Consider the following 26,420-nt stretch of genomic DNA (forward strand, 5'->3'; position numbering starts at 1 on the left):
GATCAGCGGGTTCAGGCCGCCGGGGCCGGGAAGGTCGGGTACTCCACGCCGGAGACGTGCTGGACGACCCGGATGACCTGGCAGGAGTAGCCGAACTCGTTGTCGTACCAGAGGTAGAGGATGGCGTTGTCGCCCTCGACCTTGGTGGCGCCGGCGTCGACGATCGAGGCGTGGCGCGAGCCGATGAAGTCGCTGGAGACCGCGTCGGGAGCGCTGATGAAGTCGATCTGGCGCTTGAGCGGCGAGGTCAGCGACACCTCGCGGAGGTAGTCGAGGACCTCCTCGCGGTTGGTCTCACGCTTCAGCTGCAGGTTGAGGATCGCGATCGAGACGTCCGGCACCGGGACGCGGATCGAGCTGCCGGTGATCTTCGCCTTGAGGTCGGGCAGCGCCTTGGAGACGGCCGAGGCCGCGCCGGTCTCGGTGATGACCATGTTGAGCGCCGCCGAACGGCCACGGCGGTCGGAGCTGTGGTAGTTGTCCAGCAGGTTCTGGTCGTTGGTGTACGAGTGGACGGTCTCCACGTGGCCGCGCAGAACGCCGTACTCGTCCTCCATCGCCTTCAGCGGCGGGACGATCGCGTTGGTGGTGCAGGACGCGCAGGACAGGATCCGCTCGTCCGGCTTGATCGTGTCGTGGTTGACACCGTGCACGATGTTGGGGACGTCGCCCTTGCCCGGCGCGGTCAGCACGACCTTGGCGATGCCCGGCTGGAGGTGCTTGGACAGGCCCTCGCGGTCACGCCACCGGCCGGTGTTGTCGATCAGGATGGCGTCGTTGATGCCGTACGCGGTGTAGTCCACCGAGGTCGGGTCGTCGGAGTAGATAACCGTGATCTCGTGACCGTTCGCGACGATCTTGTTGTTCGCCTCGTCGACGGTGATCGTGCCGTGGAACTGGCCGTGGATCGAGTCGCGCCGCAGCAGTGAGGCGCGCTTGACGAGGTCCTCGCCGCCGCTGTTGCGGACGACGATGGCCCGCAGCCGCAGACCGTTGCCCGAACCGGCCTTCTCGATCAGCAGGCGGGCGAGCAGGCGGCCGATGCGGCCGAATCCGTACAGCACGACATCGCGCGAGTCGCGACGGTCCAGCTTGTTGGCACCCGTGGCACCGGCGACGGCTTCTGCGGTGAACTCCGCCACCGAGAGGCCGCGGGCGTCGGTGCGGTACGTCGCGGCAAGCATGCCGATGTCGATCTGGGAAGGGCCGAGATCAAGCGCGGTCAGGGCCTGCAGGAAGGGAAGCGTCTCGTTGACCGAGAGCTCCTCGCCGGCGATCTGGCGGGCAAAGCGGTGGGTCTTGAGAATGCTGACCACCGACTTGTTCACCAGGGACCGGCTGTGCAGCAGGACTGTGACGTCCCGCTCCCGATGCAGTCTCCCGATGACCGGGATCATCGACTCCGCGATCTCCTCGCGGTTCTTCCACTCCGTGAACACGTCCTCATTGACAGTCACAAGTCCATCTTTCGAGCTAGGCGATGTTTACATGCTAGCTTTCGGCCATTTGGATCACTCGGGCGGACCCACCTGAGCAGCAGGGCTTTCGGCTCCCTCACCCACCGTGGCCGGCCGCCCGCCCGGCGGCCGGCCCGCGCCGGGCGTGCGCCGGGCGCGGGCCGGAACGGGCGGCGTCAGACCAGCGCCTCCCGGATCTCACGGGTCTCCTGGGCCTCCGGGGCCTCCCGGTCGGCCGCGAGTCGGAAGCGGAGGTTCCGGAACAGCTCCGTCTCCCCCCGGCCGGCTCCGCGCAGGCGGAGGGCGTAGCTGACCAGGGCGTGGTCCAGCATGGTGAGCCGGGTGCCCTCCGCACGGCCGTCCTCGGAGAGGTGGTCGACGATCCAGGCCATCGGCGAGCTGCCCCCGTAGCGGGCCCTGGGCTCGAAGAGCCGGTCCGCGGCGCCGACCTCCCCCAGGATGTTCAGGACGTAGCTCACCGGGTACGGGCGGTTGGCCCGGTCCTGGTCGGTGCGGTCCATGTCGGGGAAGCAGTCCACCAGGCGGTCGAGGGTCTCGTCGGTGAGCAGGTCCGCCCGGCCGGAGACCATGGCCGTCTGGATGATGTACGGGTAGGAGATCCCGTTGAGGAAGAAGTCCGCGCCGGGATCCACCTGCTCCCACTGCCCCACGACGCCCTCCACGAAGGTGTCCAGGTCCGGTATCCGCTCCTCCAGGCGCCCCAGGTTGTGCAGGGCCACCAGGTAGTACAGGCCCATGTGGGTCCGCTCCACCGGGGCGATACCGGCCATCAGCTCCGCCGCCTCCGCCAGGCGGTCCTTCCGGTACGTGAGGTACTCCGCCCGGCCGGACACCGCGATGGCGTTGAGCACGGTCAGGAGCGGATAGACCTTCGGGAAGGCGGGCGTCATGGGGCTGGGGAAGGACGGGGGGTTGTCCAGCTCGTCGGCGCGGTCCAGGTAGTCCAGGACCTCCTTCAGGTAGTCCCGGTCACCGTCGAAGATCAACGCGTCGTATCCCAGCAGCGAGATCACCGAGAAGAGCATGGATCCGCCGCGGCCCCGGAAGAACGGCCCCGGGATCCGCTCCAGCAGGTCCAGCGACTCGCGGACGTAGTTGCGCGGGCCGGAGACCAGCCGGTCCTGGAGGCCCAGCTGGCCGAAGGCCAGGAAGACCGCGGAGCACGCGGAGAGCCGCTCGTACTCGCCGTGGCGGCCGTTGTTCTCGTCCTCGATCCGGTCCGGCTCGATCCGGTCCAGCACGGCGAGGATCTCCCCGGGGAAGTCCCGCTCCCCGTCGGCCAGCAGGGTCCGGTCCAGCCCCAGTTTGGCGAAGGCGTCCATCAGGATGCAGCCGGCCATCAGGCGGTAGTAGGGGTTCTGCTCCGACCGCACGGCGTCCAGCACCGGGCCGAGCGCCTGCTCGACGCCGCCGGGAGAACGCTCCGGCCCGAAGCCGTCGGCCGGGTCCGCCGCCTTGAGGACCAGATCGGCCAGCAGCCGGGAGAACGTGGTGTAGGAGTGCGAGGCCGGGACCTTGGCCGCCAGCAGCTCGAAGGTCCGGCGGATCCGCGCGGCGGCGGCGGGGTCGTAGTCCACGGGGTACTGGCCGAGACCGATCCCCCGCACCATGCGGCTCCACGGCGTCGTGATCATGCGGGATTCGTTCGACAGGTCGTCCAGCCCCGCCACGGGCAGGGGGGTCGGGGCAATGGCCATGAGCTGAGCCTTTCGATGGGAGGTCACGGGGTGGCCGGCCGAATCGGCTCGGCCGGCCACGGTTGGGCCGCCGGTGGTCCGGCAGGCCGGGGTCACGACGAGCCGGGGTGACGACAAGGGGTCCGGCCCGGCGGCGCGTCGGCGGAGCGGGGTGCCGCTACGCCTCCACCAGGCGCCTGGCGGCGTCCCGGCCGGCCGGGCTGCCGCCGGCTGGGGCCCCGGCACCGCCCGGACCGGCCGCCGGCCCGCGCTCGGTGGCGCGCTGCGGAGGCACCTGGGCCAGGTGGGGCAGCGCCGGGACCGGCAGGCCCAGGAACTCCGTCCGCTTCCCCTCCAGCAGCTCCAGCGCCCAGTTCAGCCACTTGACGCCTTCGCAGTAGATCGCCACCGGCCGGCGCTGGGTCCGGTAGGTGTCGGTCAGCGTCCCGTCCAGCTCGGCCTGGAAGTGGAAGGGCGGCATCGCGGTGAAGTGGGTGCCCATCATGAAGACGAAGCGGATGAGCCAGTACGGGTCGTCCTCCAGGTACCGGGACTTGGGGTCGTCCAGGCCGTACACGGCCGTCATCACGGGCGCGAAGTAGTCCTCCATGCCCTGCGGGGCGGCCGCCCGGTCGACCTTCCCGCCCCGCGCCTCGACGTCCCGCACCCGGTACGCCTTCCGGTACGGGTTCCCCTCGTCGAACTCGACGTCGACGGCGGGGGTCAGACCCGGGCCGGTCCGGACCCGCAGCTTGAACTGCTCGTAGTGGATCTCGTCGTAGTGGCCGACGGAGTTGTGCCAGGGCTTGTTGTCGTACATCGGGTCGTCGCGGGTGTCGCCGCCGTCGCTGCGGAAGCCGATGGCGCGCGGGTCCAGGAAGTTGATCCCGAGGGACTCCGGCGTGATCGCCGCCAGCGCCGCGTCGATCCGCTGCCGCGGCGCGCCCGCCTCGATCAGCTGCTGGGCGCGCAGCAGCGGTCCGGTGTCGGCCATCTTGATGTTCTCGGTGTTGGTGTCGCCCATCACCAGGGCGTGCACCCGCGGCTCCAGGATCTCCAGGAACTCCGGGCGCTCGCGGAACCGCTTCAGCAGGGCCGGCGCGTTGAGGTAGCGGACGCCGTCGACGACGATCCGCTCGGTGCCGGTCAGCTCCGGGCCGAAAGTGTGCGGCGCGGTGCTCCGGCTGAGGGCCAGCCGGTCCTCGATCTTCCTGAAGTAGGAGGCCTCCAGCGTCCCGCCCGGGGCGGGGACCCGGTCGACGCTGTGCACGTTCCGGTTCAGGACCCGGAAGATCTGCTCGTAGAGGCGGGCGACCACCGCCGGCGGCGGGGAGTGCTTCTCGATGAACCGGCTGACCTCCTCCCCCTCCACGTAGCTCATCTCGTAGATGACCTCCCGGTAGCCGGTCCTGCCGTCCTCGCGCAGGTGCGGCGGGATCGGGACGTCCCGCTCCAGGACCTCGTAGACCTCGGGGAAGTTGCGCCGGACGGACTCCGGCAGGGCCTGGAGGTACTCCGCCTGCTTCTTGGCCTTCGCAAAGGGCGGCAGCATCACACCCTCCCCCTGCGGGTTCCAGCGGGCCGTGGTCAGGGCCTCGCTCAGGATCTTGCGGACGGTGATCCGCTCCTCCCCCTCCTTCCGGAGGAAGACCGTCATGGACTCGCTGCCGCCGTTGCCGAAGCCCACGATCGCCTCGCCGATGGAAACGTAGGCATTGACCATGCTGCTGAGGATCCGGCGGCTCCGGGCCAGGCGCAGCACCCGCTCGTTCTCGGCGGTCAGCGCCAGGACCGAGCGGTCCTCGAACGCGTCCAGTGCGGGGTTGAGCCGCTTGTGCCACAGCTCGGCCGGGGAGAGCACACAGACGACGTCCGTCCGGTGCGGCCCCGCGTCCACCCGCGCCGGGTCCAGGACGGATCCGAGCGAGAGGACCTGGCAGTTCCCGTTGAGATGGATCCGGCGGACCGGGGCGTCGAGGGCGCCGTCGCACAGGACCGCGCGGGTGGCGGCCTCCAGGTCCTTCCTGGACCGCAGCGGGATGCCCTCCGGCGAGACGACCGGCACCTCGGAGTCACCGAGCAGGGACAGCATCCGCTCCAGCGCCCGGTCCGCCGCACCGGTTCCCGCTCCCGCCCGCAGCCGGGCGCGGTGGAACTCCACGACGGCCGGCAGCGGGACCGCGCCCGAGGCCGCCAGGGCGACCAGCCACCCGAGCGGATCGCTCCCTTCGAGGTAGTGGTCGCTCTGCGCGAACACGGCCGGGCGGTAGTGGCGCAGGAGCTGGAACAGGCCGTACTGGTAGGTGATCCGGCTGACCGCAGCCCGCTCGGCGGCACCGTCGCCCGGCCCGGCCGGGAGCACCCCGTCCTCGGTCCGCAGGCTCTCCAGCAGCCGGTCGTGGATCCGGCGGGCGGCCGGCGGCGTGTCCGGCGGCAGCCGCCTGCCACCGGCCGGACCGGCGTGGCCGGTGTCCGCGGGACGGTCGAAGTGGAAGACCACCACCTCGGCCTGCCCGGTGTCCGCCGAGATCCGGTCGACGGCACCGCCCGCCCCGTCGATCACCCTGAGTTCGGCGTAGACCTGCCCCAGGCTCTCGGGCCGCCCGGTCGTCCGCTTCTTCAGCCGCGCCCGCTGGACCAGCTCCCCCTCGGCGATGTCGATGTCGTCCCGGTGGGTGTACGTGTGCTGGAAGGTCTCCAGGAACTGGTAGAAGGCCGGTGACCCTACCCGTTCGGAGCCGAGCATCTCGTCGGTGATGACGCGGCGCATGGTCCGGTAGAGGTACCTCCCGCCGAAGCCGCTCTCCGACGCCAGCCGGAACAGACTCCGCAGCAGGCCGTGGTGCCGGTCCTCCAGCCGGTCTCCCGAGGCGCGTAACTTCGCCAGCCCGCCCTTCAGTTCACCCACCAGCCGCACGGCTCGGAGCAGCTGGTCCGCCTCCTCGGCGGTCCCGGTGTAGGCCGTGACGGGAGCCTCGACGCCGTTGTCGGCCAGCAGCTGCACGGACTTGCCCCCCAGCCCCAGCTCCAGGACCAGGTCGGGCCTCAGGCCGTCCAGGGCCTGGGCCGTCGCCCGGGAGGCCATCACCTCGTCGGTGATCGCCAGGACCCCGCTCCGGACCTGCGCGGCCGTCGTGAGCAGGCCCGCGTCGTTGTTCGACACCACAGGGGTACGAGGCGGCCCGAAGACGATCCGCTGCTCCTCCACGAACCGCTCCAGCGAGCGGCGGACCTCCCGCATCCGCGCGGAGTGGGCCAGGAACGTCGTCGGCGCCTTCAGCTCCTCCGCGACCACGGCGGGGAACCCGTCCGTGAACAGGTCGAAGCCGGGCTTCGCGCCGACCCGGACGTAGACGTTCGTCTGGCGTCGCGAGTACGTCTTGTGCACCTCGACGTCCGCCACCGGGAAGACCCTCCCGAGCTCCGCCAGGATCTCGCCGAGGTCTTCCGGCTCCCCCCGCAGCGCCACCACGTGGCACGGCTCCGGCACCAGCTTCCCGGCCTTCAGGTCGTCGGGGAGGTAGCGGGCGATCTCCCGCGCGAACGGATCGTCGCCGTCCCCGCCTTCGGCCGCCAGCATCACCAGCGGCGTGAACGCCTGCGCGATCTTGACGCCGTCGCCGACGGAGAGGGCGCCGCCGGCCACCGCCGCCGCGATCACGCCGAAGCTCTCGCCCGTGTAGGCCACGAAACCCAGCGGGACTCCGCGCTCCTGCGCCACGGCCCGCAGGTGGGCTTCCAGAGCCAGGTTGTGCACCAGGAACGCCGCCCCGACGAAGCCCTGCCGGGCCGCCCTCCCCTCCGGCATGTTCTCCGGGAGCAGCAGGAGTTTCTCGGGCCGGCCGGGGAACCCCAGCGCCCGCGCCCCCTCCCGGTAGACCTCGGCCACCGCCGGGAACCCGGAGTCTAGGAGGGCCCGGCCGACGCCCTGGTAGGCGGCCCGGCTGCCCAGCCCCGGGAAGAAGCCGACCAGCCGGTCCGCCTCGGCCTCCGGGCGGAAGCCGTCCGCCGCGAGGTCCACCCGGCCGGACTGCTCCTGGCCGGGCTGCTCCTGGCCGCGCTCCTTCCGGGGGGACCGCTCCCGGAGGGAGGGGGACGAGCTCGCGTGGGAAAGGGAGTTGCACAGCTTCATCGAAATCTCTCCAGGTTGGCCAGGGCGGAAGAACACCGCCATGCCGTCGAATTCGTCGTCGCGCCCGTCGCCCCGGGTGCGGACCGGGTGCGGACCGGTCAGCGGGAGACCGGGCGGGGGTTGCCCATCAGGGGTTGCCGAGCAGGGGCTACCGGACAGGGGGTGCCGAGCAGGAGGGTGTGCCGGGAGGGGAGCCGCCGGAGCTGTCCGTGTTCCCGGGGGACTCGGGAGGTGGGACGGCTGCTGGAAGGACGGGCTGGACACCTCGGCGGAGCCGGGTGGAAGTGCGGCCGAGGGTTCCGGGCGGGAGCCGGAATGCGGGGCCGGGCCGCTCAACCGGCTTTCGGGAGGCGCCCGTCGGCCGTTCTGCGCGAACTCCGGTGTGTCAGCGGGGGCCGAGTGATCGCGATGTTCACTGCCGTCGCCCCCGCCACTTTCGTTCCGAGGAAGAGTTAACCCGTCCGTCCGTCCGTGCAACAACGGACGTACCGTCAGCTCCGGGAGACACAGGCCACACCGGGAGCGGGAATTCGGCCGTGACAGCGCAAGAGCCGAGCCCTCCGCAAGGCGGAGGGCTCGGCTCGACGGGCCCGCTCAGCGGGACCGGTGGGCAGGCCGGCGGGGCGTCAGGCGCCGGCCGCCTCGCCGTACTCGGCACTGTCCAGCTCACGCAGGAAGACGTCCCACACGAGGACGCACTCCCGCACCGCGGCGGCGACGGCCGCCCGGCTGTGCGGCGGGAGGCTCGCCATGACCTCGCCCAGGCCCCGGGCGAGCGCGCGGTTGTCGAGCAGGCGCAGCAGCAGCCGGCCCGGCTCGGAGAAGCGCAGCGAGGGGTCCTTGCGCAGTCGCAGCAGCGCGTCGCCCCTGAGCGCCGTCGGCAGCGGGCCGCCCTCGGCGGCGGGCGGCACCGGACGGGCGGCGGCGATCCGCCGGGGTGCGGCGCTGCGGGCGGCGGGTGCGCGGCGGGCGGGCGGCGGGCCCAGGCCGGCCGGCACCGGGTCCTCGTCCCGGTCCAGCCGGCGTCGCACGTCCCGGGCCGTCCCGGTGGACACACCGGCCGCCGCGGCGATCTCGCGCAGCGAGGCGCGGGGGGTCGTCCGGATGAACTCCGCGGCGCGCCGACGGCCCTCGGCTCCGTTGACCGGGCGGACCCGTCCGTCCAGACCGATCCGGGTGTGCAACTGCGGTATGTCGTCACTTGCACGACGTCGCACCTGGGCGACCGTCTTCACCGACAGCCCGGCGGCGGCGGCCACCGCGCGGTCCGACCAGTCGGGGCGGGTCATCATGATCCGCCGCGCGGCGGCCGTGCGCTCCTGGCGCGAGAGGGCGCTGCCGTGCTCGACGTTGGCCCGGACGGCCTCCACGAACGCCTCCTCGGCCGTCCCGTCGAAGAACCGGACCTCGATCTCGCTGCGGCCGAGCTGGGCCGCGGCGTGCAGCCGGTGGTTGCCGTCGATCACCCGCATGGAGGGCCGGTGGACCGTGATCGGCGGCAGCCGGCGGGCCGTCATCAACCGGCGGACGTGGCCCGGGTCGGGCCGCCCCGAGCGCGGCGACTCACCGGGCCGCAGCAGACCGAGCGGCACCGTGACCACCACCGGGGACACCGCGGCGGGACGCTCCGCGGCACTCATGCCGGCCGCCGCCCGGCCGCCGGCAGGCCGGCCTGCCACCGGTCGTCCCCGGCGATCAGCGTCCGGTAGACGGAGGCCGCCGAGACCATCGTCATGTGGTGGTGCCATCCCGGGTACGACCGCCCCTCGAAGTCCAGCGCGCCCAGGTCGAAGGCGAGTTGCCGCAGCACGTCCTCGGTCCGCGCCACCTGCCCCGCCGCGTCCAGGACCGCCTCCACCGGCCGGTTCATGATGCTGGTGATCCAGTAACGCTGCTGCTGCCGGCCGTCCGAGGAGCGTTGGGCGACCAACCGGTAGCGCCGCGGGCGGGAGCGTGGGGCGAGTTCGGGGCCGGGCAGCTGGATGGAGCGGACGGAGGCGGTGACGCGCTGGGCCCGGCCCTCGACGTCGGCCCCCGCGGCGGCGAGCCAGAGGTGGTTGTGCCGCCAGACCTCGCTGACGGTGGTCTGCTCCTCGACCCGGACCGCGCCGATGGACGGGCGGGCGGGCACGGCAACGGCCACCCGCTGCGACGGGTTCACCTCGATGACGAAGTCGACGCCGCGCAGGGCGAGTTCGCCCGCCAGGCGGCTGACGTCGTTGGCGACCGTCCGCAGGTCGACCGCGAGGACGGCCGGCGGCCCGGGACGGCGCGCCAGCATGGTGTCGGTGAGCTTCAGCACGCTCGTCCAGGGCGGCCGGGCGCCGACCTCGGCCGGGATCCTGGCCTGGCGGCGGCGCTCGGCGTCCTCGGCCCAGGAGCCGTCCAGGAAGAGATCCCAGTCGACCGGCACGGTGCTGTCGCCGGAGGAGAGGAACATCCCGAGACCGAGCTGGGAGTTGACGGTGCGTCCGTAGTCCGCGACGAACCTGCGGTGCACGCCGACCGAACGGGTGCCCCGCTTGGGGATGTTCAGGACACCCACCGTCCAGGTCCGCACCGGCATCAGGCGTTCGACCGTGTCCGCCAGCACCCGGCGGGCCGGACTCCACTCCCAGGGGCTGGAGTTGATGAACTGCTGCAACCCTCCCGAGGCGCTGGTGGCCGACGGCACGGCACGCGCCATCCGCTGCGGGCTCTTCCTCCCCTCCACGCTGAGCAGGCCGCTCAGGTAGGCGCGCGCCCACCGGCGCTGGTCGGTGCGGGGCAGACAGCCGAAGACCTCCGCGGTGAACCGCGTCAGGGAATCGTCGACAACGGGCCACAGGTGTTCTCTTCGTGCGTACAACTCCCGCTCCCCCCAGCAGTCTGCATCCGCACTCGGATGACGGAGTCACCCCATAAAAATACCTCCCCGAATGTTGTGGAAGGATCATGCGTCCGACGACTTACGGCCGACTTTGCCATGTCGCTGTCCCACCTGCGCAGATCACGTTCGGTGAGCCGGTAGATACTCAGCCATTACCTATGCGAAACCGCAGTACGATCGGGACCGGCCGATCAGGTGTCCGTCAGTATGCCAATTGACTGACCATCCGGTTTGTTTCTTCTGGCGGCCACGCCCGGCTCGCCCGCCAATCCGCTCAGGGGCACCCAGGAGAAATTCCCGCACCACGGGCACCACCGGCCGCCCGGCCCCCCGCCGGACGGCCGCACGGCACCACCCCCGGCCGGCTCGATCCCCCCATCGGCTCACCGTGGCAGCACATCGCAGGAAGAAGTGGATCCTCGGCAACCCCGCCGCACTCCATGATCACCCAGCAGCCCGTGCCGGAGAACGACGCAGGACCCGACTCCTCCCGGCCGGCGAGCGCCCGTCCCTTGAACTCCCCCATTCCGGTCAAAGGAGTTTCGACTTCGCCGGTCCGGCAATTTTCTCAGCCGGAACAGTTCAGTAACATACTGATGCCGCTGTTCCTGTCGAGGACGTTCCACAGCGGCACCCGGCGCGCTCGCAGCAGCCCGTCCTCGGCCCCGGGAACGGCTTCCGTACGGCCGCCGGCCCCGTGCGGCGGCGGCTCGGGACACGGCGTGACCACGCAATTCGCGCCCGGCCGGACCGGCTCGGCGGCTGGGGGTCCGGGTACTGCCGCGCGGCGGCAGGGAATGGAATTCAGGGTGTGAAACACCCGGGAAATCCATGTGCCCCGCCCGCCGCACCCCGGCCCGGCCGGATATTTCGGCCGCCCCGGACGGCGGCTCTTCAGGTGTGGCGGCGTACGGACGTGAAACGCCCGCCGACTGGTCCGAACGGTGGCTCCGGTCGGGTCGGCGGGCGGCACGGACGCACCCCGGGGACTACCCGGTGATCAGGGACTTGCCTTCGACGACGCCGATCGCGGAGATCAGGTGCGCCATCTCCGGGTTGAGCGAGGCCTCGGCGAGCGCCTCCCGCAGGACCGCGTTGTGGTCCGGCCGGGCCTGGTCCAGCAGTTCGAACCCGGCCGGTGTCGCCTCGCTGTAGATCCCTCGCCGGTCCTCGGGGCACAGACATCGGACCAGCAGACCGCGGTCCTCCAGCCGGCTGACCAGCCGGGTGGTCGCGGCCTGGCTCAACGCCATCGCCGTGGCCAACTGCCCCATCCGCAGGTGGTACTCCTCCTGCCGGGAGAGCAGTTCCAGGACCCCGTACTCACTCACACTCAGCTTGTGGCGGGCTTGCAGCACGCGCTCCAGTCGCGCCTCGATCCGGGCGTGCAGTACCGCAAGCAGCCGCCACCCGTGTACCTGGGCCTCAACTTCTTCGTCAGCCAGCGACACGGGTTCCTCCTCCGATGGGCCTACCTCCACGGTAGCGCGTCACGATGACTACCCGCGCCGGCAATGGTCGGCCTGCGCGGGTAGTCCGACGGCGGCGGCTCAGCTCATGACGTCGGCCGGGGCGGGGGCGGGGGCGGCGACGGCCTCCGGCACCGTGGCCCGACCCTGCGTCCGGACCGACCCGGCGAGCAGGACGAGGACTCCGGCGGCGGTGACTCCCGCGCCGACCCAGAGCGGTGAGACGTACCCGGCTCCGGCGGCGAGGGCCAGCCCGCCCAGCCAGGCGCCGATCGCGTTGCCGACGTTGAAGGCCGCGATGTTGGCACCGGAGGCCATCGTGGGCGCGTCCTGGGCGTGCTTCATGATCCGCACCATCAGACCGGGTGCGGTGGCCAGCCCGACCGCGCCCATCAGCAGCAGCGAGACGACCGCCATGACCTTGTTCTGCGCCGTCAGCGCGAACAGCGCGAGCACTCCGGTGAGCAGCGTCATGATCACGATCAAGGACTTGTTCAGCGCCCGGTCCGCGGCCTTGCCGCCGAAGTAGTTGCCGACGAACGTACCGGCCCCGAAGAGCACCAGCAGCCAGGGCACCGTGGCGGTGGCGAACCCGCTGACCTCGGTGAGGGTGAACGCGATGTAGGTGAACCCGCCGATCACGCCGCCGAAGGCGAGCACGCTGATCGCGAGGGAGATCCAGACCTGCGGGCGGCGGAACGCGCCGAACTCGTTGCGCAGGCTGGTCTGGGCGGGTGCCGTCGTCTGCGGCACCAGCAGTTGGATGCCGGCCAGCGCGATGACGCCGATGACCGTGATCGCCCAGAACGTCGAGCGCCAGCCGAAGTGCTGGCCGAGCAGCGTGCCGAGCGGGACGCCGAGGACGTTGGCCGCCGTCAGCCCGCCGAACATCAGCGAGATGGCTCCGGCCTTGCGGTTCTCCGCGACCATGTCGGAGGCGACCACCGCGCCGACGCCGAAGAACGCACCGTGGCACAGTGCCGCGACGATCCGGCCCACCATCAGCACCGAGTAGTTCGGCGCGATCGCGGAGATCAGGTTGCCCACGATGAACAGCGTCATCAGCGCGAGCAGCACCTTCTTCCGGTCGAACCGGGCGATCGCGGCCGTCAGCAGGACGGCTCCGACCGCCACGCTCAGCGCGTAGCCCGACACCAGGTACCCGGCCACCGGATCACTGACCCCGAGGTCCGACGCCACCTCGGGCAGCAGACCCACGATCCCGAACTCGGTGAGCCCGATGCCGAAGCCCCCGAGTGCTAAGGCGAGAAGGCCGATAGGCATGAACAACCCCTTCGTTGTAGTGCGTCTGTCTTTATACGGCGTCTGCAATGATTGCGTACGTAGGCTATCTATGCAAGCGTCATAAGTGCTGCCACAGCGGCGAATCCGGCCCGAACGGCACCCTTGAGGGCCCGGCTCACCCGCCGCGACCTGGGGATTCATCAAAACAACCGGACCCGTCGGATTTTTTTCGGGACCGGTGCCAAGCGGCCTGCGACGGGCGGTGGTTCAGCCCGGCGGGAGGACCTGGGCGGTCGGCCGGGGCCGCGAGGCGGGCGGCGAGCAGGCCGCGAGGCGGGTGGGCCGGGCCGCGGGGCAGGCAGTAGAACCGAGGGGGAGGCTCGAAGGCACCCGGCCGCCCGATCGTGGCGGCGCCGACCCGGCCGCCAGGGGCCCGTACGAACCAACCGTCCGTCCGGTACGGGCCCTTCGCGTACATAAGCCCAGGTGAAAGGCGGTGCCGAAAGATCAAGCGAAGTCGTCACGAACATGCCATTTTTGGCCATTGGCGTGATCACACCCTTGACGTACGCGGTCAAATACCGATGTATTGGCCCGTGATCCACTGGCCGCACGACGGGAACCACTCCCCCGGGCGGCAACGGTGGGAGGCTGCTAGTCGACCGAGGTGACGGACAGTGCATGGGCTGACGACGGTGCCGCCGATCTTCTCCCCCTACCCTCCCGCCATCCACCCCCGGCACGAGGTGATCGACCGTCGGACCACCGCCTGGGCGGCGAAGTTCGACATCGGTTCGCCCGAACTGCGCGAGCGGCTCGTCACCCACAGCATCGGCACCTTCGCCGCCCGGATCCTGCCGGACGGGCGCGAGGAGGTCGTCCAGATCATGGCCGACTTCGTGCTCTGGCTGTTCGGCGTGGACGACGGCTTCTGCGAGGAGGGGGAGCTGGGCAGAAGACCCGGGGAGCTCATCGGCGCACTGTCGAGGCTCCTGCGCGTGGCCCAGAACCCCGAGGTGCCGATCCTGCCGGGCGACCCGCTGGCAGCCGGACTGCGCGACCTGCGGCACCGAATATCCGAGCTCGGAACGGACGGCCAGGTCACCCGCTGGATCGACGCGCTCCGCGAGTACTTCCTGTCGGTCGGCTGGGAGGCGGAGTACCGCTCCCGGGAGGCCGTCCCCGAGCTCGACGACTACGCCCTGATGCGGATGTACAACGGCGCGACCTCGGTGGTGCTGCCCCTGCTGGAGATGGGCCACGGGTACGAACTCCAGAGCCACGAACGGGACCGGCGCGAGGTCAGGGCGGCCGCCGAGATGGCGTACTTCGTCATCTGCTGGGACAACGACCTGTTCTCGCACCACAAGGAGAGCCGTACCGGCGGGTACTACCTGAACGCGATCCGGGTCCTGGAGCACACCCACGGCATCACCCCGGAGCAGGCCGTCCACCTGGCCATCAGTCAGCGCGACCGCACCCTGTGCCTCTTCCAGCGCCTGTGCCGGAGCCTGCGCGCGACGGGCACCCCGCAGCTGCGGCAGTACCTCGCCGGCCTGGAGACCTTCATCCGGGGCGCGCAGGACTGGGGCATCAGCTCGCTGCGCTACACCACGCCGGACGATCCGGCCGGGCTGCCCGCCGCCTTCACCGCGACGCCCACCGACGACAGCCAACTGCCCCTGGACATACCGGTGATCTCCTGGTGGTGGAGCCTGCTCCCCAAGGACGACACCGCCCGCTTCGACCGGCGCACCGGCGCGCTGTTCGCCCTCCCGGACCACGACCCCGCGGCACTGCGCTCCGCATAGCGCGCCACGGCGGAAGGGACGCCGCAGTGGCGCCTCTCCACTCCCTCCCCCGTGCTCCCAAGGGGCTCCCGCTCCTCGGCCACGCCCTGCCGCTGATGCGGGACCCGCTCTCGTTCGTCAAGTCGCTCCGCCGGAGCGGCGAGCTCGTCCGGGTCTCGGCCGGCGGCATGCAGATCCTCTGACATCCCGTTCGGCACGGGCAGCCGCCAGTGCATCGGCGACGCCTTCGCCCGCGCCGGGACGGCCATCACGCTCGCCACCGTCCTCCAGCGCCGGCGGCGGCGCCCGGTCCCGGGCCGCACCACCCGGGCCACACCACCCGGGCCGCGCTCGCGACGATGCCCCACCCGGACGGCCTCCCCGGTCGTCCTGGCCGTGCTGTGCCTGACCTGAGGACGGCCGGGCTGGATCGCCCTGGGCACGCTGTTCGCCGTCACCGGCCTCACCGTCCCGCCCGTCACCCGCTGGGCCGAGCGCGCACGGGCGGCCGGCCGGGAGCTGAACCTCCGACAGGGGGAGCGTGCGGCGCGGAAACCGGCCGCGCGCTCCCCCCGCACGCCCCTGAGCACGTGATCTACGACACCTGCGTAACTGTGCAGGCTTGTGGCCGGACCGGGCTGGGCCCTACGGTGTTCCCCGCCGTGGTGTTCGGGAAGACCGGTGCACTGTGCTTGCACAGGAGTCCGGAGCGGCCCTCGCCACTGTGATCGGGAAGTCTCCCCACCACCCCCGCCGGCGACGGCGGGCGGCCACTGGGCGCCTCTGCGCGCCTGGGAAGGCCGGGCGGGCGAGACATTCGACCCGTCAGCCAGGAGACCGGCCACGGCACCGCACGAAACCTCCCCCGGCCTTCGGCCGGGGGTGCCCCCATCGAGGTGCTGGAGAGGCTGCCCTGAGATGACCCTGCCCGAAAACACTGCGACACCGCCCGCGACCGCACCGCCGAAGCCGGGCGCCACGGCCGCCCCGCGCTGGCAGAGACGGGACTGGATACGCACCGGCGGGCTGATGTCGGTCATCCTGGCCATGCACGTGGTGGCGTTCACCGTGCTGATCACCATGGTCGCCCCGCACCACTACTCCGTCGGCAGCCAGGCCTTCGGCGTGGGCCTGGGCATCACCGCCTACACCCTGGGCATGCGGCACGCCTTCGACGCCGACCACATCGCCGCCATCGACAACACCACCCGCAAGCTGATGGCCGACGGCAAGCGCCCGATCTCGGTGGGCTTCTGGTTCGCCCTCGGCCACTCCAGCATCGTGGTCGTGCTGGCCGGACTCGTCGCCACCGGGGCCAAGGTGGTCGGCACCCTCACCAACGACGACTCCAGCGCCCACAAGCTCCTGGGCGTGGTCAGCACCAGCGTCTCCGGCGGTTTCCTCTACCTGATCGCGGCCCTCAACCTGGTCTCGCTGGCCGGGATCTACCGGGTGTTCAAGGCGATGCGGGCCGGGCAGTTCGACGAGCACGAGCTGGAGAAGCACCTGGACGGCCGCGGTTTCATGAACCGCATCCTGGGCCGCCTCACCAAGTCCATCACCCGCCCGGGCCAGATGTTCCCGATCGGCCTGCTCTTCGGCATCGGCTTCGACACCGCCACCGAGGTCACCCTGATGGTCATGGCCGGCAGCGGCGCCGCCGCCGGCCTGCCCTGGTACGCCATCCTGTGCCTGCCGCTGCTGTTCGCCTCCGGCATGAGCCTGTTCGACACCCTCGACGGCACCTTCATGAACTTCGCCTACAACTGGGCGTTCTCCAACCCGGCCCGCAAGGTGTACTACAACCTCACCATCACCGGCCTGTCCATCGCGGTGGCGTTCTTCATCGGCACCATCGAGCTGGTCGGCGTGCTGCACGAGCAGCTCGACCTGACCGACCCGGTCTCCGGCTGGATCTCCGGCATCGACCTGAACAACATCGGGTTCATCATCGTCGGCCTGTTCGTCGTCGTCTGGGCCTGCGCGCTCGGCTACTGGCGCTTCGCGAAGGTCGAGAACCGCTGGAGCGAGAAGGCCGCCCAGCAGGCCGGCTGACGGACCGCCACCACCACGCCGCGCGTCCGGCACGGCCGGGGCTCCGGGCGCGTCCCGGTACGGCGGCGCGGCGGCTACGGTGGTCCGGTGGACCGTACACATGAGCCCCCGCCCCGCCCGGAGATCCGCGAGGCGTACGACGACCTCGGGCTGCCGGTCCGGCTCGGCCCGGTACGCCGGATCGTCTCCCTCGTCCCGTCGCTGACCGAGGCGGTCGAGGCGACCGCGCCCGGCCTGCTGGTCGGCGCCACCGACTGGTGCACCCATCCGGCCGGGCTGGAGGTGGTGCGGATCGGCGGCACCAAGAACCCGGACACCGCCCGGATCGCGGCCCTCGCCCCCGACCTGGTGGTCGCCAACGAGGAGGAGAACCGCCTCCCCGACCTCGCCGCCCTGCGCGAGGCCGGGATCCCGGTCTGGGTGACCGTGATCCGCACCCTCGACCAGGCCTTCAACTCGCTGGACCGCCTGCTCACGGTCGGCTGCGAGCTGCCGCGCCCCGCCTGGCTCGACCGGGCCGAGGCGGCCTGGGCCGCGCCCGGCCCTCCCGGCCCTCCCGGCCCTCCCGGACGGCGCGCGCGGGCGGTCGTGCCGATCTGGCGCCGGCCCTGGATGGTGCTCGGACGCGACACCTTCGCCGGCGACCTGCTGGCCCGGCTCGGCGTCGACAACCTGCTGGCGCAGGACCCGGAGCGCTACCCCCGGGTGGCCCTCGCCGACCTGCGCGCGGCCCGCCCCGACCTGGTCGTCCTGCCCGACGAGCCCTACCGGTTCACCCCGCAGGACGGACCGGAGGCCTTCCCCGGGATCCCCTGCGCCCTGCTGAGCGGCCGTCATCTCACCTGGTACGGGCCCTCCCTCGCCGAGGCACCCGCCGTCCTGGGCGCCGGGCTGCGCGCCGGACCGGGCGGGAATGACGAGACAGGCCCCAGGGTGCGCGGTTCCCGTGCCCGGGGCGGTCGGCACGGCTGACCGATCGTCACGGTAGGCTCTCCGGCGGCCGCGCTCGGCTGTGGAAAGGGTGTTCGAAGTGGCGGATCAGCTCGGCACGCTGCTGCGGCGGCTGCGGGCCCAGGCGGGGTTGACGCAGGAGGAGCTGGCGGAGCGCTCCGGGGTGAGTGTCCGGACCATCCGCAGACTCGAAACCGGCAAGTCCAACGACAACCGCCGGGGGACGCTGAACCAGCTTGCGGCCGCTCTGGAGCTCGGGCCCGAGGACCGCCGACTGCTGGCGGCCGCGTTCGCGCACACACCCCCCGAAGCGTCCGCCCCGCCCGCGCCGGCCGAACCGCCCGCGCCCCTCGCGGCGCCCGCACCGCCCGAGGACCCGCTCCCCGAACCGCTTCCCGAACCGCCCCCCGCTCCGCTCCCCGTCGCCGCCCCGGCACCGCAGCCGCGGATCCTCGGGGCGCTCGCCGACGCCGCCGAGGAGCTGGCGCAGGAGGTCAGGCGCCGCTGGCAGCGCGAGGAGGAGCAGCGCCGGGTCCATGATCCGTTCCCGCTGCCGGTGCGGTGGCAGCAGGTACCCCCGCACCTGACGGACCATGCGGCGAACATCCAGCGCCTCCCGGCGGGAGCCGCTTCGCAGCGGATGGACCTGAGCGGTGACCTGCGCAGTGTGGCCGAGGTCTACCGGCGGATATCCTCCGGGCGGTTGGTGGTGCTCGGCCGGGCCGGTTCGGGCAAGTCGATCCTGACGATCAGGTTCGTGCTGGACTACCTGGCGGTCCCGGCGCCTGCCGACCGGGTCCCGGTGATCTTCAGTCTCGGCTCCTGGGACCCGACGACCACCGCGCTGCGCGACTGGCTGGTCGACCGGCTGCTGCGGGACCACCCGCACCTGACCCGCCGGGCCCCCAACGGGTCGACGCTGGCCGCCGCGCTGGTCGACGCCGACCTCGTCCTGCCGGTGCTGGACGGGTTCGACGAGATCGCCGAAGGCCTGCGCCGGGAGGCGTTGGAGGCGCTGAACGCCACCTCGCTGCCGCTCGTGCTGACCAGCCGGCGCGGCGAGTTCGCCGAGGCGGTCCAGGCGGCACGTGCGCCGCTGGTCTGGGCCGCCGGTATCGAACTCACCGACCTCACCCTCGACGACCTGGTGGACTACCTGCCCCGGACCGCCCGGCCCGCCGCCCACCCGGGCACTCACCCGGGCGCCCACCCGGCCGGCAGCGAGGCGGTCTGGGCAGTCGTCCTGGAGCGGCTGAGCGCCCGGGGGACACCGGCGAGCGCGCACCTCACCGCGGTGCTGACCACCCCGCTGATGGTCGTCCTGGCGCGGACGATGTACAGCGAGACGTCCGACCGGGATCCGGCCGAACTGCTGGACACCGACCGGTTCCCCAACGAGCACTCGTTGGAGGAGCACCTGCTGGCGGGCTTCGTGCCGACGGTCTACCGGCGCCGCGTCCCCGAGCGGCTCGCGGGCGGCCACCGGCACCGGGAGCGGGACCGGGACCCGGAGCGGGCCGAGCGCTGGCTCGGCTACCTCGCCCACCACCTGGTCCGGCTCGACCGCGACCGGCAGGACCTCGCCTGGTGGCAGATCGGCGACTCGCTGCCGCTCCTGACCCGTGTCCTGGCCGTCGTGGTGGTGTCCACGCTGTGCGTGTCCGGGGCCGAGTGGCTCGTCGGCCTGCTCGCCTGTCTGTTCACCTCCCGCCTCCCGGTGGGCGAGGTCATCCTGGAGGGTGCCCTGATGGGGCCGGCGGCCGGTCTCGCGTTCGGCTCCGTGTACGGGGTCGTGGCCGCGCTCGGCGGTGCGGCCTTCGAGCCGACCCGCGTACGGCTGCGGCTGCCCGGCACCCGCAGCGGCGTCGGCCGCAGACCGCTGCGCACCTTCGCCGCCCGGTTCGGGGTCGTCCTGGTGGGCGGTTTCGTGATGGGGGTCGGCTCCGCGAGCGCCCTCACCCTCGAACGCGCGCTGTACTACGGGATCCCGCTCACGAACGGCCAGGTGATCCAGGGCACGCTGATCAACATGCTGGTCTTCGGGCTGATCTTCGGCGCGGGCGCCGGGGTGGTCTTCGGGCTGCTGGCCGCGCTCGAAGCGCCCCTGGACGTCACCTCGGCGGCCACCCCGGTCGGCCTGATCTCCTCGAACCGCGCGACGGTGAGCCGGCAGGTCCTGGTCCTGGCGCCGATGCTCGCCCTGGCGATCGGCCTCGGCGGGCACCTGGTCGTCTGCCTGCTGCAAGGGCTCCTCGGGCCGATGAACTGGGAGCTCTCGGACGGGCTCCTGATCGGGACGGTCGGCGGCCTCGGCGGCTCGCTCGCGTACGCGCTCTCGTTCACCGCCTGGGGGCAGTGGGTGGTGCTGTCCCGCATCTGGCTGCCGCTGACCGGCAAGCTGCCCTGGGACACCGTCGCCTTCCTCGACGACGCCTACCGCCGGGGAGTGCTCCGCCAGACCGGCGCCGTCCACCAGTTCCGCCACCTCCGGCTCCAGCACCACCTGGGCCGCTCGTTCCGCGGCCGGCACGCCAACTACCGGCCGGTCAGCCTCGCCCTGCCCACCGGGAGCACCGGCGCCGCCGGGGAGCAGCCCCTCCTCGGGCCGGCGGCCGGGCCGGGCGGTACCGCCCCGGACGGCTGACGGCGACGGCGCCCGCGCGGACGGGCTACCTGCGGTTCCCGGTGAAACGGTCGCGCAGGGTCTCCAGGCCGTCCACGAGCGACAGCCAGCGGCCTTCCACCGCGTTCACGACCCAGCGGCGGAGGAAGGTCCACTGGAACCACGGCGGGAGCCGCCGGAACGGGACGAAGGTCAGGACGTCCTTGACCGCCGTGTCCGCGATCCCGCCGAGCCCCTCCTCGCGCAGCAAACGGTAGATCTCGGGGCTGAGCCCCCCGGACAGCCGCGCGAGGTCGCCCGCGGCGACGTACCCGAGCCGGCGGACCTCGACCTGCTCGGCCCGCAGGGCGCGCTCGACCCGCGGCGCCACGGCGTCGAAGTCCCCACGGCCCAGCACCAGCCGGACGACCGCCGTACCGACCTCCGGATCGCCCCGGTCGAACGCGGCGTCCACGGCCGCCAGTTCACCGGCCCCGCCGCCGCTGCTGCGGCCGGCCCCCTCGGACCCGCCGGCCCCACCGGCCCCACCGGCTCCCTCGGCTCCCTCGAAGCGCTGCGACATCTCGGCCCGGGCTCCTACTCCTCGCAGGGCGGCGGCTGCACCCGCTGCTTCTTGATGTTGTCGATCATCCCGGCCTTCTTGAGCTTGGTCAGGTCACCCTGCGTCACACTCGGGGACGGGTACTTCGACTGGACATGGCCATGGTAGATCTCCTCGATCACGTTCCCGTCCTTGTCCGCGACCTCACGGTGCCGGTCGAGCACCACGATCTCGTTGTTGCCGTGGTCGACACCGAGCCGGCGGGTCACGTTCGGGTTGCTCGGGTCCAGGTCGATGGACCGGTCCAGCGCCGCCTGGCCGTCCTTCGGCGCACGGCTGACCTCGCCCTTGCCGGAGGAGCTGGAACCGCTGCCGTGCTTGTCGTACTCCGAGTCGTCGTACGTCCGCTTGACCTTCTTGCCCTTGAGGCCGAGCGGGTCGATCCACCAGAGCGGGTTGTCGACGTACTTGTGCTGATTGGGCGCCGCCCGGAGGCCGAGCGGGTCGGGCGAGAGATAGCCCGCGGTGTCCGCGTCGTAGTACCGGGCGATGTTGTAGTCGAGCCCGGTCTCCACGTCGTGGTACTGGCCCGGGAAGCGCAGCGGGCAGGCCACCGTCGGAGCGTCCGCGCCGCCGACCGGCCGGCCCCAGAGGGTGCTGACGCCCCGCCAGGCGATCCGGCCGTCGAGGGTGACCAGCTCGGTGGGTGTGCCGGCCAGGTCGGTGACGATCGCGTGGAAGCGGCGGTCGGTCTCGGCCTGGTCGCCGTCCGTCCGCCAGGTGCGGTCGAGTTGGGCCGTGGCCCGGTGGGTGCCCGGGTCCCAGTCCCAGGTGGTCGACCGGCGGGTGCCGGGCAGGGTGGTCCGCTGCTCCGCCAGGGTGGCCTCGTCCCAGCTGAACACCGTCCGTTCCGCGACCGAGCCGTCCTCGGCGAGCCGTGTCTTGGCGAGCCGGCGGCCGAGCGCGTCGTACCGGTAGCGCCAGACCGTGCCGTCCGGCGTCGTCGCCTCGGTCAGCCGGTCCTCGGCGTCCCAGGTGTACCGGGACTCCTTCTCCAGGCCGGACAGGGTGCGCCGGACGGCCCGGACGACGCGGCCCTGCCCGTCGTGCTCGTACCTGGTGCGGCCGGCGCGGCGGATCAGGGTCCCGGTGTGCTCCCGGCCGCCCTGGGTGTCGTCGTCCGCCGCCGGGTAGGCCGCGTGTGCCAGGTTGCCGAGCGCGTCGTAGGCGTACGACTCCGTCCAGGCCGTGGCGTGGACGGCGGTGACCCGGCCGGCCGGGTCGAGTTCGAAGCGGCGGGTGCCGGCGAGCTGGTCGGCGATCTCGGTGGGGTGGCCGTCCGCGCGGTAGGTGTAGCTGCGGGACTGCAACTGCCGGTACCCGGTGGCGGGCTCGGCCGCGTCCTTGGCCCAGATGGCCTGTCCGACCAGCCGGTGCGCGCTGTCCCAGCTCTGGGTCAGGGCCGAGCCCTCGCCGAAGGTCCTGGTGGTCTCCCGGCCGGCCTGGTCGTACTGGAAGGACAGCCCGCCGCCGATGGTCGCCAGGCCGGCCGGCAGGCCGTTCGGGTCGTACGTCCACAGCGACACCGCGCCGGTCGGCGTGGCCCGGCGGACGCGCCGGCCCAGCAGGTCGTACTCGCTGGTCAGGGAGTGCCCGTCCACCGCTTCGCCGACGATCCGGCCGAGGGCGTCCCGGGTGTACTCCAGGACGCTGTCCGGGGCCGCGGCGCGGAGCAGGCGTCCGGCGGGGTCGTAGGAGAAGGTCGTGGTGCTGCCGTCACCTGTAGCCCCGTCACCCGTGACGCCGTCGCCCGTGGTGCTGGTGACGACCCGGCCGAGCGGGTCCCGGGTGAGCGTGAGGGTCTGGCCCGCGCCGTTGGTGCGCTCGACCAGCCGCCCGGTGGGATCGCTGCGGTAGCGCAGGGTCCGGCCGTTGAAATCGGTCTCGCCGACCAGGCAGCCGGTCTCGTCGAGTTCGTAACTCCAGGTCAGCCCGGCCGGGTTGGTGACCGCGCGCAGGCGCAGCTCGCCGTCGTGGGTGAAGGTGTAGCGCTGCCCGTCCGGGTCGGTCCGGGCGGTGGGCAGGTCGAACGGGCCGTACTCGAAGGTGGTGGTGTGGCCCGCCGGATCCCGGTGGGCCGTCAGGTTGCCCTCGGCGTCGTACTCCCACTCCTCGCGGGCGCCGTCGGCCGTCACCCGCCACAGCGGGCTGCCCTCCACCGTCCAGCCCTGCCGTACGGTGCCGCCGACCGGGTCGGCGATGGCCACCACCCGGCCGAAGGCGTCGCGTTCCACCCGGACGGTGTTGCCCATCGCGGCGGTCGCCTCGATCTCCAGGCCCGCGCCGTCCGTCCGGTAGCCGGTCGTGTGCCCGAGCGCATCGACCCGGGACGTCCGGTGCCCGCGCTCGTCGTAGCCGTAGCGGGTCACCGCGCCGAGCGGGTCGGTGGTGGCGAGGAGGTTGCCGTCCGGGTCGTAGCTGTAGCGCCAGACGGCGCCGTCCGCGGCCACCACCCTTATCGGCAGCCGCAGTTCGTTGTAGTACACCGACATCGTGCTGCCGTCGGCCCGGTCGATCCGGATGACGTCGCCGAGGCCGTCGAGGGTGTAGCGGGTGGTGTGGCCCAGTTCGTCGGTGTGGGACAGCAGGTTGCCGTGGGGGTCGTGCTCGGTGAGGACGGCGTGGCCGGCCGGGTCGACGGTCCTGGTGAGGTGGCCGTACCGGTCGTGGTGGTAGCGCGTGCGCCGGCCGAGACTGTCGGTGACCGTGGTCACCCGGTTGCCGTCGTCGTACTCGAAGGCGGCCGTCAGCGTGCCGTCCGAGCCGTGTCCACGGGCCACCCGGCCGTCGGGGCCGTACTCGTAGGCGTACCAGAAGCCGTTCCGGTCGGTCCACGAGGTGAGCCGGTCCTCGGCGTCGTGGCCGTAGACCAGCGGGGCGCCGCTGGAGTCGGTGATCTCGGCCAGCCTGCCGCGGGCGTCGTAGCCGTAGGCCACCACGGTGGTGCCGAGCCGCTGGTTGGTGCCGTCGAGCAGCCGCAGGGCCTCGATCCGGGGGCCCGCGGCGGTGTGCACGACGTCGACCGCCACGCGGTAGCCGCCGGCGTGCTGGATCCCGGTCGGCAGCCCGCCGTCGTCGTAGCGGTAGTCGATCCGGTGGCCGCTGCGGTCGGTCAGCAGGCTGATCGGGCGGGTCCGCTCCGGCGCGGGCACGGGGGCGAAGTGGCGGGTCCAGCCGGTCTCGGTGTCCTCGATCCGGATGGTGTCGGTGTCCTGGTCCCAGGTCAGCGGCCAGCGCGCGCCCGCGGTCGGCAGCACCGGCGCACCCGGCCGGGCGGGGTGCGGGTAGTGCAGGACCTGGGCGTCCTCCCCGGCGTAGTGGATCCCCTCGTCGTCGATCTGCACCCGTTGGTCCAGCGTCGAGGACCAGCCGGGTCCGAACCAGCGTCCCTGCCCGTAGCCGGAGGCGTACGACCGCTGCACCACCAGGGGCAGCAGGCCGGGCAGGTCGAGATCGACCGCCGAGGTGATCATCTGACCGGAGACCACGTCCACCGGGTCGCCGGCCTTCGTGCACCTGCGGTTGCCCTCCGACGGCTGGCCCGGCCGGGCGGCGCCGCCCAGCGACGGCTCACCCTTCCCCGGCCGGCCGGGCCCGCCCGCCCCGCGCGGCCCGTGGGGCATGTCCTTCTCGCCGCCGTGCAGGACCTTGTCGAACTCGGCGGCGTGCTTGGCATCGGCCTCGGCGGTGTTCTCCGCCACCTTCTTCAGGTTGGTCCCGGTCGAGCGGTAGAAGTCCTCGACGGCCTTGCCGGCGTCCTCGCCCAGCGTCTTGCCGAGCTTCTCCGCCCCCTGCTCCAGCGCCCTGACGATCTGGTTGCTCATTCGAAGCCCACCCCCACGAGTCCGGCCCGGCACGCGTACCCGGCCGCCGTCCCGGCGCGATCGTGCGGGATCCGCGACTCCATCGCCACTCGCCCCCCGATGTCGACAGTACCGATCCGGCAACCGAAGGCTCATCCTATGGTCACCTTGAACGGGTCACCCTGAAACGGGGCTACCGGCCTTCGCCCACGGACCGGCGCCGGGTCCGTACGGGTGGACTCGCCGGGCGGTGTCCGCGGACACCGGGTCCGGGGCCGGGGCGGATGGTGACGTTGTCCGGCAAGGTCCCCTCACCCCGGAAGAGACGTGCCCGATGCGCCGTGCCCCCGCCCGCCGACTCGCCACCGCCCTGCTCGCCCTCTCCACCCTGGCCCCCCTCGCCCTGACCGCGCCCGCAGCCCAGGCCGCCCCGGGCGCCCGGACCGCCCGAGCCGCCCTGCCGAGGGCCGCGGCCGCCGACCCGTCCGCCGACCTGTCGGCCGACGACTGCCCGCCCCAGGGCCTGGATCCCGCGACGGTGTCCCGCCTCGACGAGGCGATCGAGCGGACCCTCCGGGAGACCGGGGTCCCCGGCGTGACCGTCGGCCTGTGGCTCCCCGGCCGGGGCAGCTACGTGAGGTCGTCCGGGGTGGCCGACACCGCGACCGGCGCGCCGATGCGGCCCGACTTCAACCAGCGGATCGGCAGCGAGACCAAGATGTTCACCGCCACCGCCGTCCTGGAGCTGGTCGACGACGGGCTGGTCGGGCTGGACGACCCGATCTCCACCTACCTCGACGGCGTACCCGACGGCGAGCACATCACCGTCCGCCAGCTGGCGGAGATGCGCAGCGGCCTGTACTCGTACAGCTTCGACCCGGGCTTCCAACAGGCCCTGTTCACCGACCCGAACCGCCCGTTCACCCCGCAGGAGCTGCTGGCGTACGCCTTCCGCCACGACAACGTCTTCGCCCCGGGCACCCAGTTCCAGTACTCCAACACCAACTACATCCTGCTCGGCCTGCTCGTGGAGAAGCTCGGCGGCATGCCGCTCGCCGAGTTCATCCACCGGCGCGTCACCGAGCCGGCCCACCTGCACCACACCCTGTTTCCGCAGGGCGCCGAGTTCCCCGAGCCGCACGCGCACGGGTACACCAACCAGACGCTGACCGGCGCGGTCGCCGACACCACCGACTGGAACCCGAGCTGGGCCTGGGCGGCCGGCGCGATGATCTCCGACCTGCACGACCTGCACCACTGGGCCAAGGTGGCCGCCACCGGCACCCTGCTCTCCCCCGCCACCCAGGCGCAGCGGGAGAAGTTCGTGCCGGTCCCCGGCTTCGACGACGCGGGGTACGGGCTGGGCCTCTTCCGGACCCACGGCTGGGTCGGGCACAACGGCTCGCTGCCCGGCTACGAGACCGTGACGATGTACCTCCCGGAGGAGAAGGCCACGATGGTGGTCATGCTCAACACCGACATCCTGCACGACGGCTCCGAACCGAGCACCCTCTTCGCCAAGGCCGTCACCTCCGTCGTCACCCCGGACCACGTCTACGACCTCCCGGCCGAGGGCTGACCCCGCCGCACCGGCCGTGGCGCGCGCTGCCACGGCCGGCCCCCGGAAGGCTCGCTAGGGCCTGTCGTCAAACCCCCGTCGTCGCCCGAAGGGCGGCGGCGCGGCTCCCCCAGCCTTCGGCCGGGAGGTGCCCCCACGGTGCGTGCTCT

16 protein-coding genes and 1 riboswitch are annotated in these 26,420 nt (G+C 72.3%); of the genes, 7 read left to right on the forward strand and 9 right to left on the reverse strand.

All coding sequences use genetic code 11. The features are described from left to right. Positions 1-11 precede the first annotated feature (11 nt). The 7 genes from ABD330_RS22505 to ABD330_RS22535 all read right to left on the reverse strand — a co-directional run bounded on the left by ABD330_RS22505 (position 12) and on the right by ABD330_RS22535 (position 12,908). Positions 12-1,457 carry a glyceraldehyde-3-phosphate dehydrogenase gene (locus tag ABD330_RS22505; RefSeq protein WP_344467742.1) on the reverse strand — a complete coding sequence of 482 codons (1,446 nt, stop codon included), beginning with the start codon at positions 1,455-1,457 and terminating at the stop codon, positions 12-14. A gap of 176 nt (positions 1,458-1,633) precedes the next feature. Continuing rightward, a complete protein-coding gene (locus tag ABD330_RS22510) occupies positions 1,634-3,175 on the reverse strand; it encodes a hypothetical protein (RefSeq protein ID WP_344467743.1) in 1,542 nt (513 codons plus the stop codon). Between the two features lie 157 nt (positions 3,176-3,332). After that, complete coding sequence (locus ABD330_RS22515) at positions 3,333-7,286, reverse strand: ACP S-malonyltransferase (protein ID WP_344467744.1); 3,954 nt, start codon at positions 7,284-7,286, stop codon at positions 3,333-3,335. A 626-nt stretch (positions 7,287-7,912) separates the two neighbouring features. After that, positions 7,913-8,926 carry a ParB/RepB/Spo0J family partition protein gene (locus ABD330_RS22520; protein WP_344467745.1) on the reverse strand — a complete coding sequence of 338 codons (1,014 nt, stop codon included), beginning with the start codon at positions 8,924-8,926 and terminating at the stop codon, positions 7,913-7,915. Beyond that, positions 8,923-10,134, reverse strand: a complete 1,212-nt coding sequence (locus ABD330_RS22525) for an IS701 family transposase (protein ID WP_344467746.1) — start codon at positions 10,132-10,134, stop codon at positions 8,923-8,925. Before ABD330_RS22525 ends, ABD330_RS22520 begins: the two co-directional genes overlap by 4 nt. A 1,010-nt stretch (positions 10,135-11,144) precedes the next feature. After that, positions 11,145-11,606: a MarR family winged helix-turn-helix transcriptional regulator gene (locus ABD330_RS22530; RefSeq protein ID WP_344467747.1), complete on the reverse strand. Its 462-nt coding sequence runs from the start codon at positions 11,604-11,606 to the stop codon at positions 11,145-11,147. Between the two features lie 99 nt (positions 11,607-11,705). Further along, complete coding sequence (locus ABD330_RS22535) at positions 11,706-12,908, reverse strand: MFS transporter (RefSeq protein ID WP_344467748.1); 1,203 nt, start codon at positions 12,906-12,908, stop codon at positions 11,706-11,708. A 638-nt stretch (positions 12,909-13,546) separates the two neighbouring features. Between ABD330_RS22535 and ABD330_RS22540 the strand changes: the two genes are divergently transcribed. From ABD330_RS22540 to ABD330_RS22565, 6 genes are all read left to right on the forward strand, one after another. Then, entirely contained in the window at positions 13,547-14,680 is a 1,134-nt protein-coding gene (locus ABD330_RS22540; RefSeq protein ID WP_344467749.1) for a selina-4(15),7(11)-diene synthase, read from the forward strand. A 26-nt stretch (positions 14,681-14,706) separates the two neighbouring features. After that, positions 14,707-14,862, forward strand: a complete 156-nt coding sequence (locus ABD330_RS22545) for a hypothetical protein (protein ID WP_344467750.1) — start codon at positions 14,707-14,709, stop codon at positions 14,860-14,862. Between the two features lies 1 nt (position 14,863). After that, positions 14,864-15,073 (forward strand): cytochrome P450, encoded by a 210-nt coding sequence (locus ABD330_RS22550; RefSeq protein WP_344467758.1) that lies wholly within the window; start codon positions 14,864-14,866, stop codon positions 15,071-15,073. A 232-nt stretch (positions 15,074-15,305) separates the two neighbouring features. Beyond that, a riboswitch (cobalamin riboswitch) is annotated at positions 15,306-15,519 on the forward strand. 58 nt (positions 15,520-15,577) lie between these two features. Then, positions 15,578-16,714 (forward strand): Nickel transporter NicT, encoded by a 1,137-nt coding sequence (nicT, locus tag ABD330_RS22555; RefSeq protein WP_344467751.1) that lies wholly within the window; start codon positions 15,578-15,580, stop codon positions 16,712-16,714. Positions 16,715-16,864: 150 nt separating this feature from the next. Then, complete coding sequence (locus ABD330_RS22560; RefSeq protein WP_344467759.1) at positions 16,865-17,686, forward strand: helical backbone metal receptor; 822 nt, start codon at positions 16,865-16,867, stop codon at positions 17,684-17,686. Positions 17,687-17,744: 58 nt separating this feature from the next. Further along, positions 17,745-20,309 carry a helix-turn-helix domain-containing protein gene (locus ABD330_RS22565; RefSeq protein WP_344467752.1) on the forward strand — a complete coding sequence of 855 codons (2,565 nt, stop codon included), beginning with the start codon at positions 17,745-17,747 and terminating at the stop codon, positions 20,307-20,309. Positions 20,310-20,334: 25 nt separating this feature from the next. On the opposite strand, the gene ABD330_RS22570 is transcribed toward ABD330_RS22565, so the two are convergent. Together ABD330_RS22570 and ABD330_RS22575 are read right to left on the reverse strand one after the other, a co-directional pair. Then, positions 20,335-20,850, reverse strand: a complete 516-nt coding sequence (locus ABD330_RS22570) for a hypothetical protein (protein ID WP_344467753.1) — start codon at positions 20,848-20,850, stop codon at positions 20,335-20,337. Between the two features lie 14 nt (positions 20,851-20,864). Next, positions 20,865-24,713, reverse strand: coding sequence for a DUF6531 domain-containing protein (locus tag ABD330_RS22575; protein ID WP_344467754.1), 3,849 nt, complete (start codon positions 24,711-24,713; stop codon positions 20,865-20,867). 313 nt (positions 24,714-25,026) lie between these two features. Between ABD330_RS22575 and ABD330_RS22580 the strand changes: the two genes are divergently transcribed. Further along, positions 25,027-26,271 (forward strand): serine hydrolase domain-containing protein, encoded by a 1,245-nt coding sequence (locus ABD330_RS22580; protein ID WP_344467755.1) that lies wholly within the window; start codon positions 25,027-25,029, stop codon positions 26,269-26,271. The last annotated feature ends 149 nt before the right edge of the window (positions 26,272-26,420 follow it).

The sequence above is a fragment of the Kitasatospora kazusensis genome, from assembly GCF_039529945.1.
Lineage (GTDB): Bacteria > Actinomycetota > Actinomycetes > Streptomycetales > Streptomycetaceae > Kitasatospora > Kitasatospora kazusensis.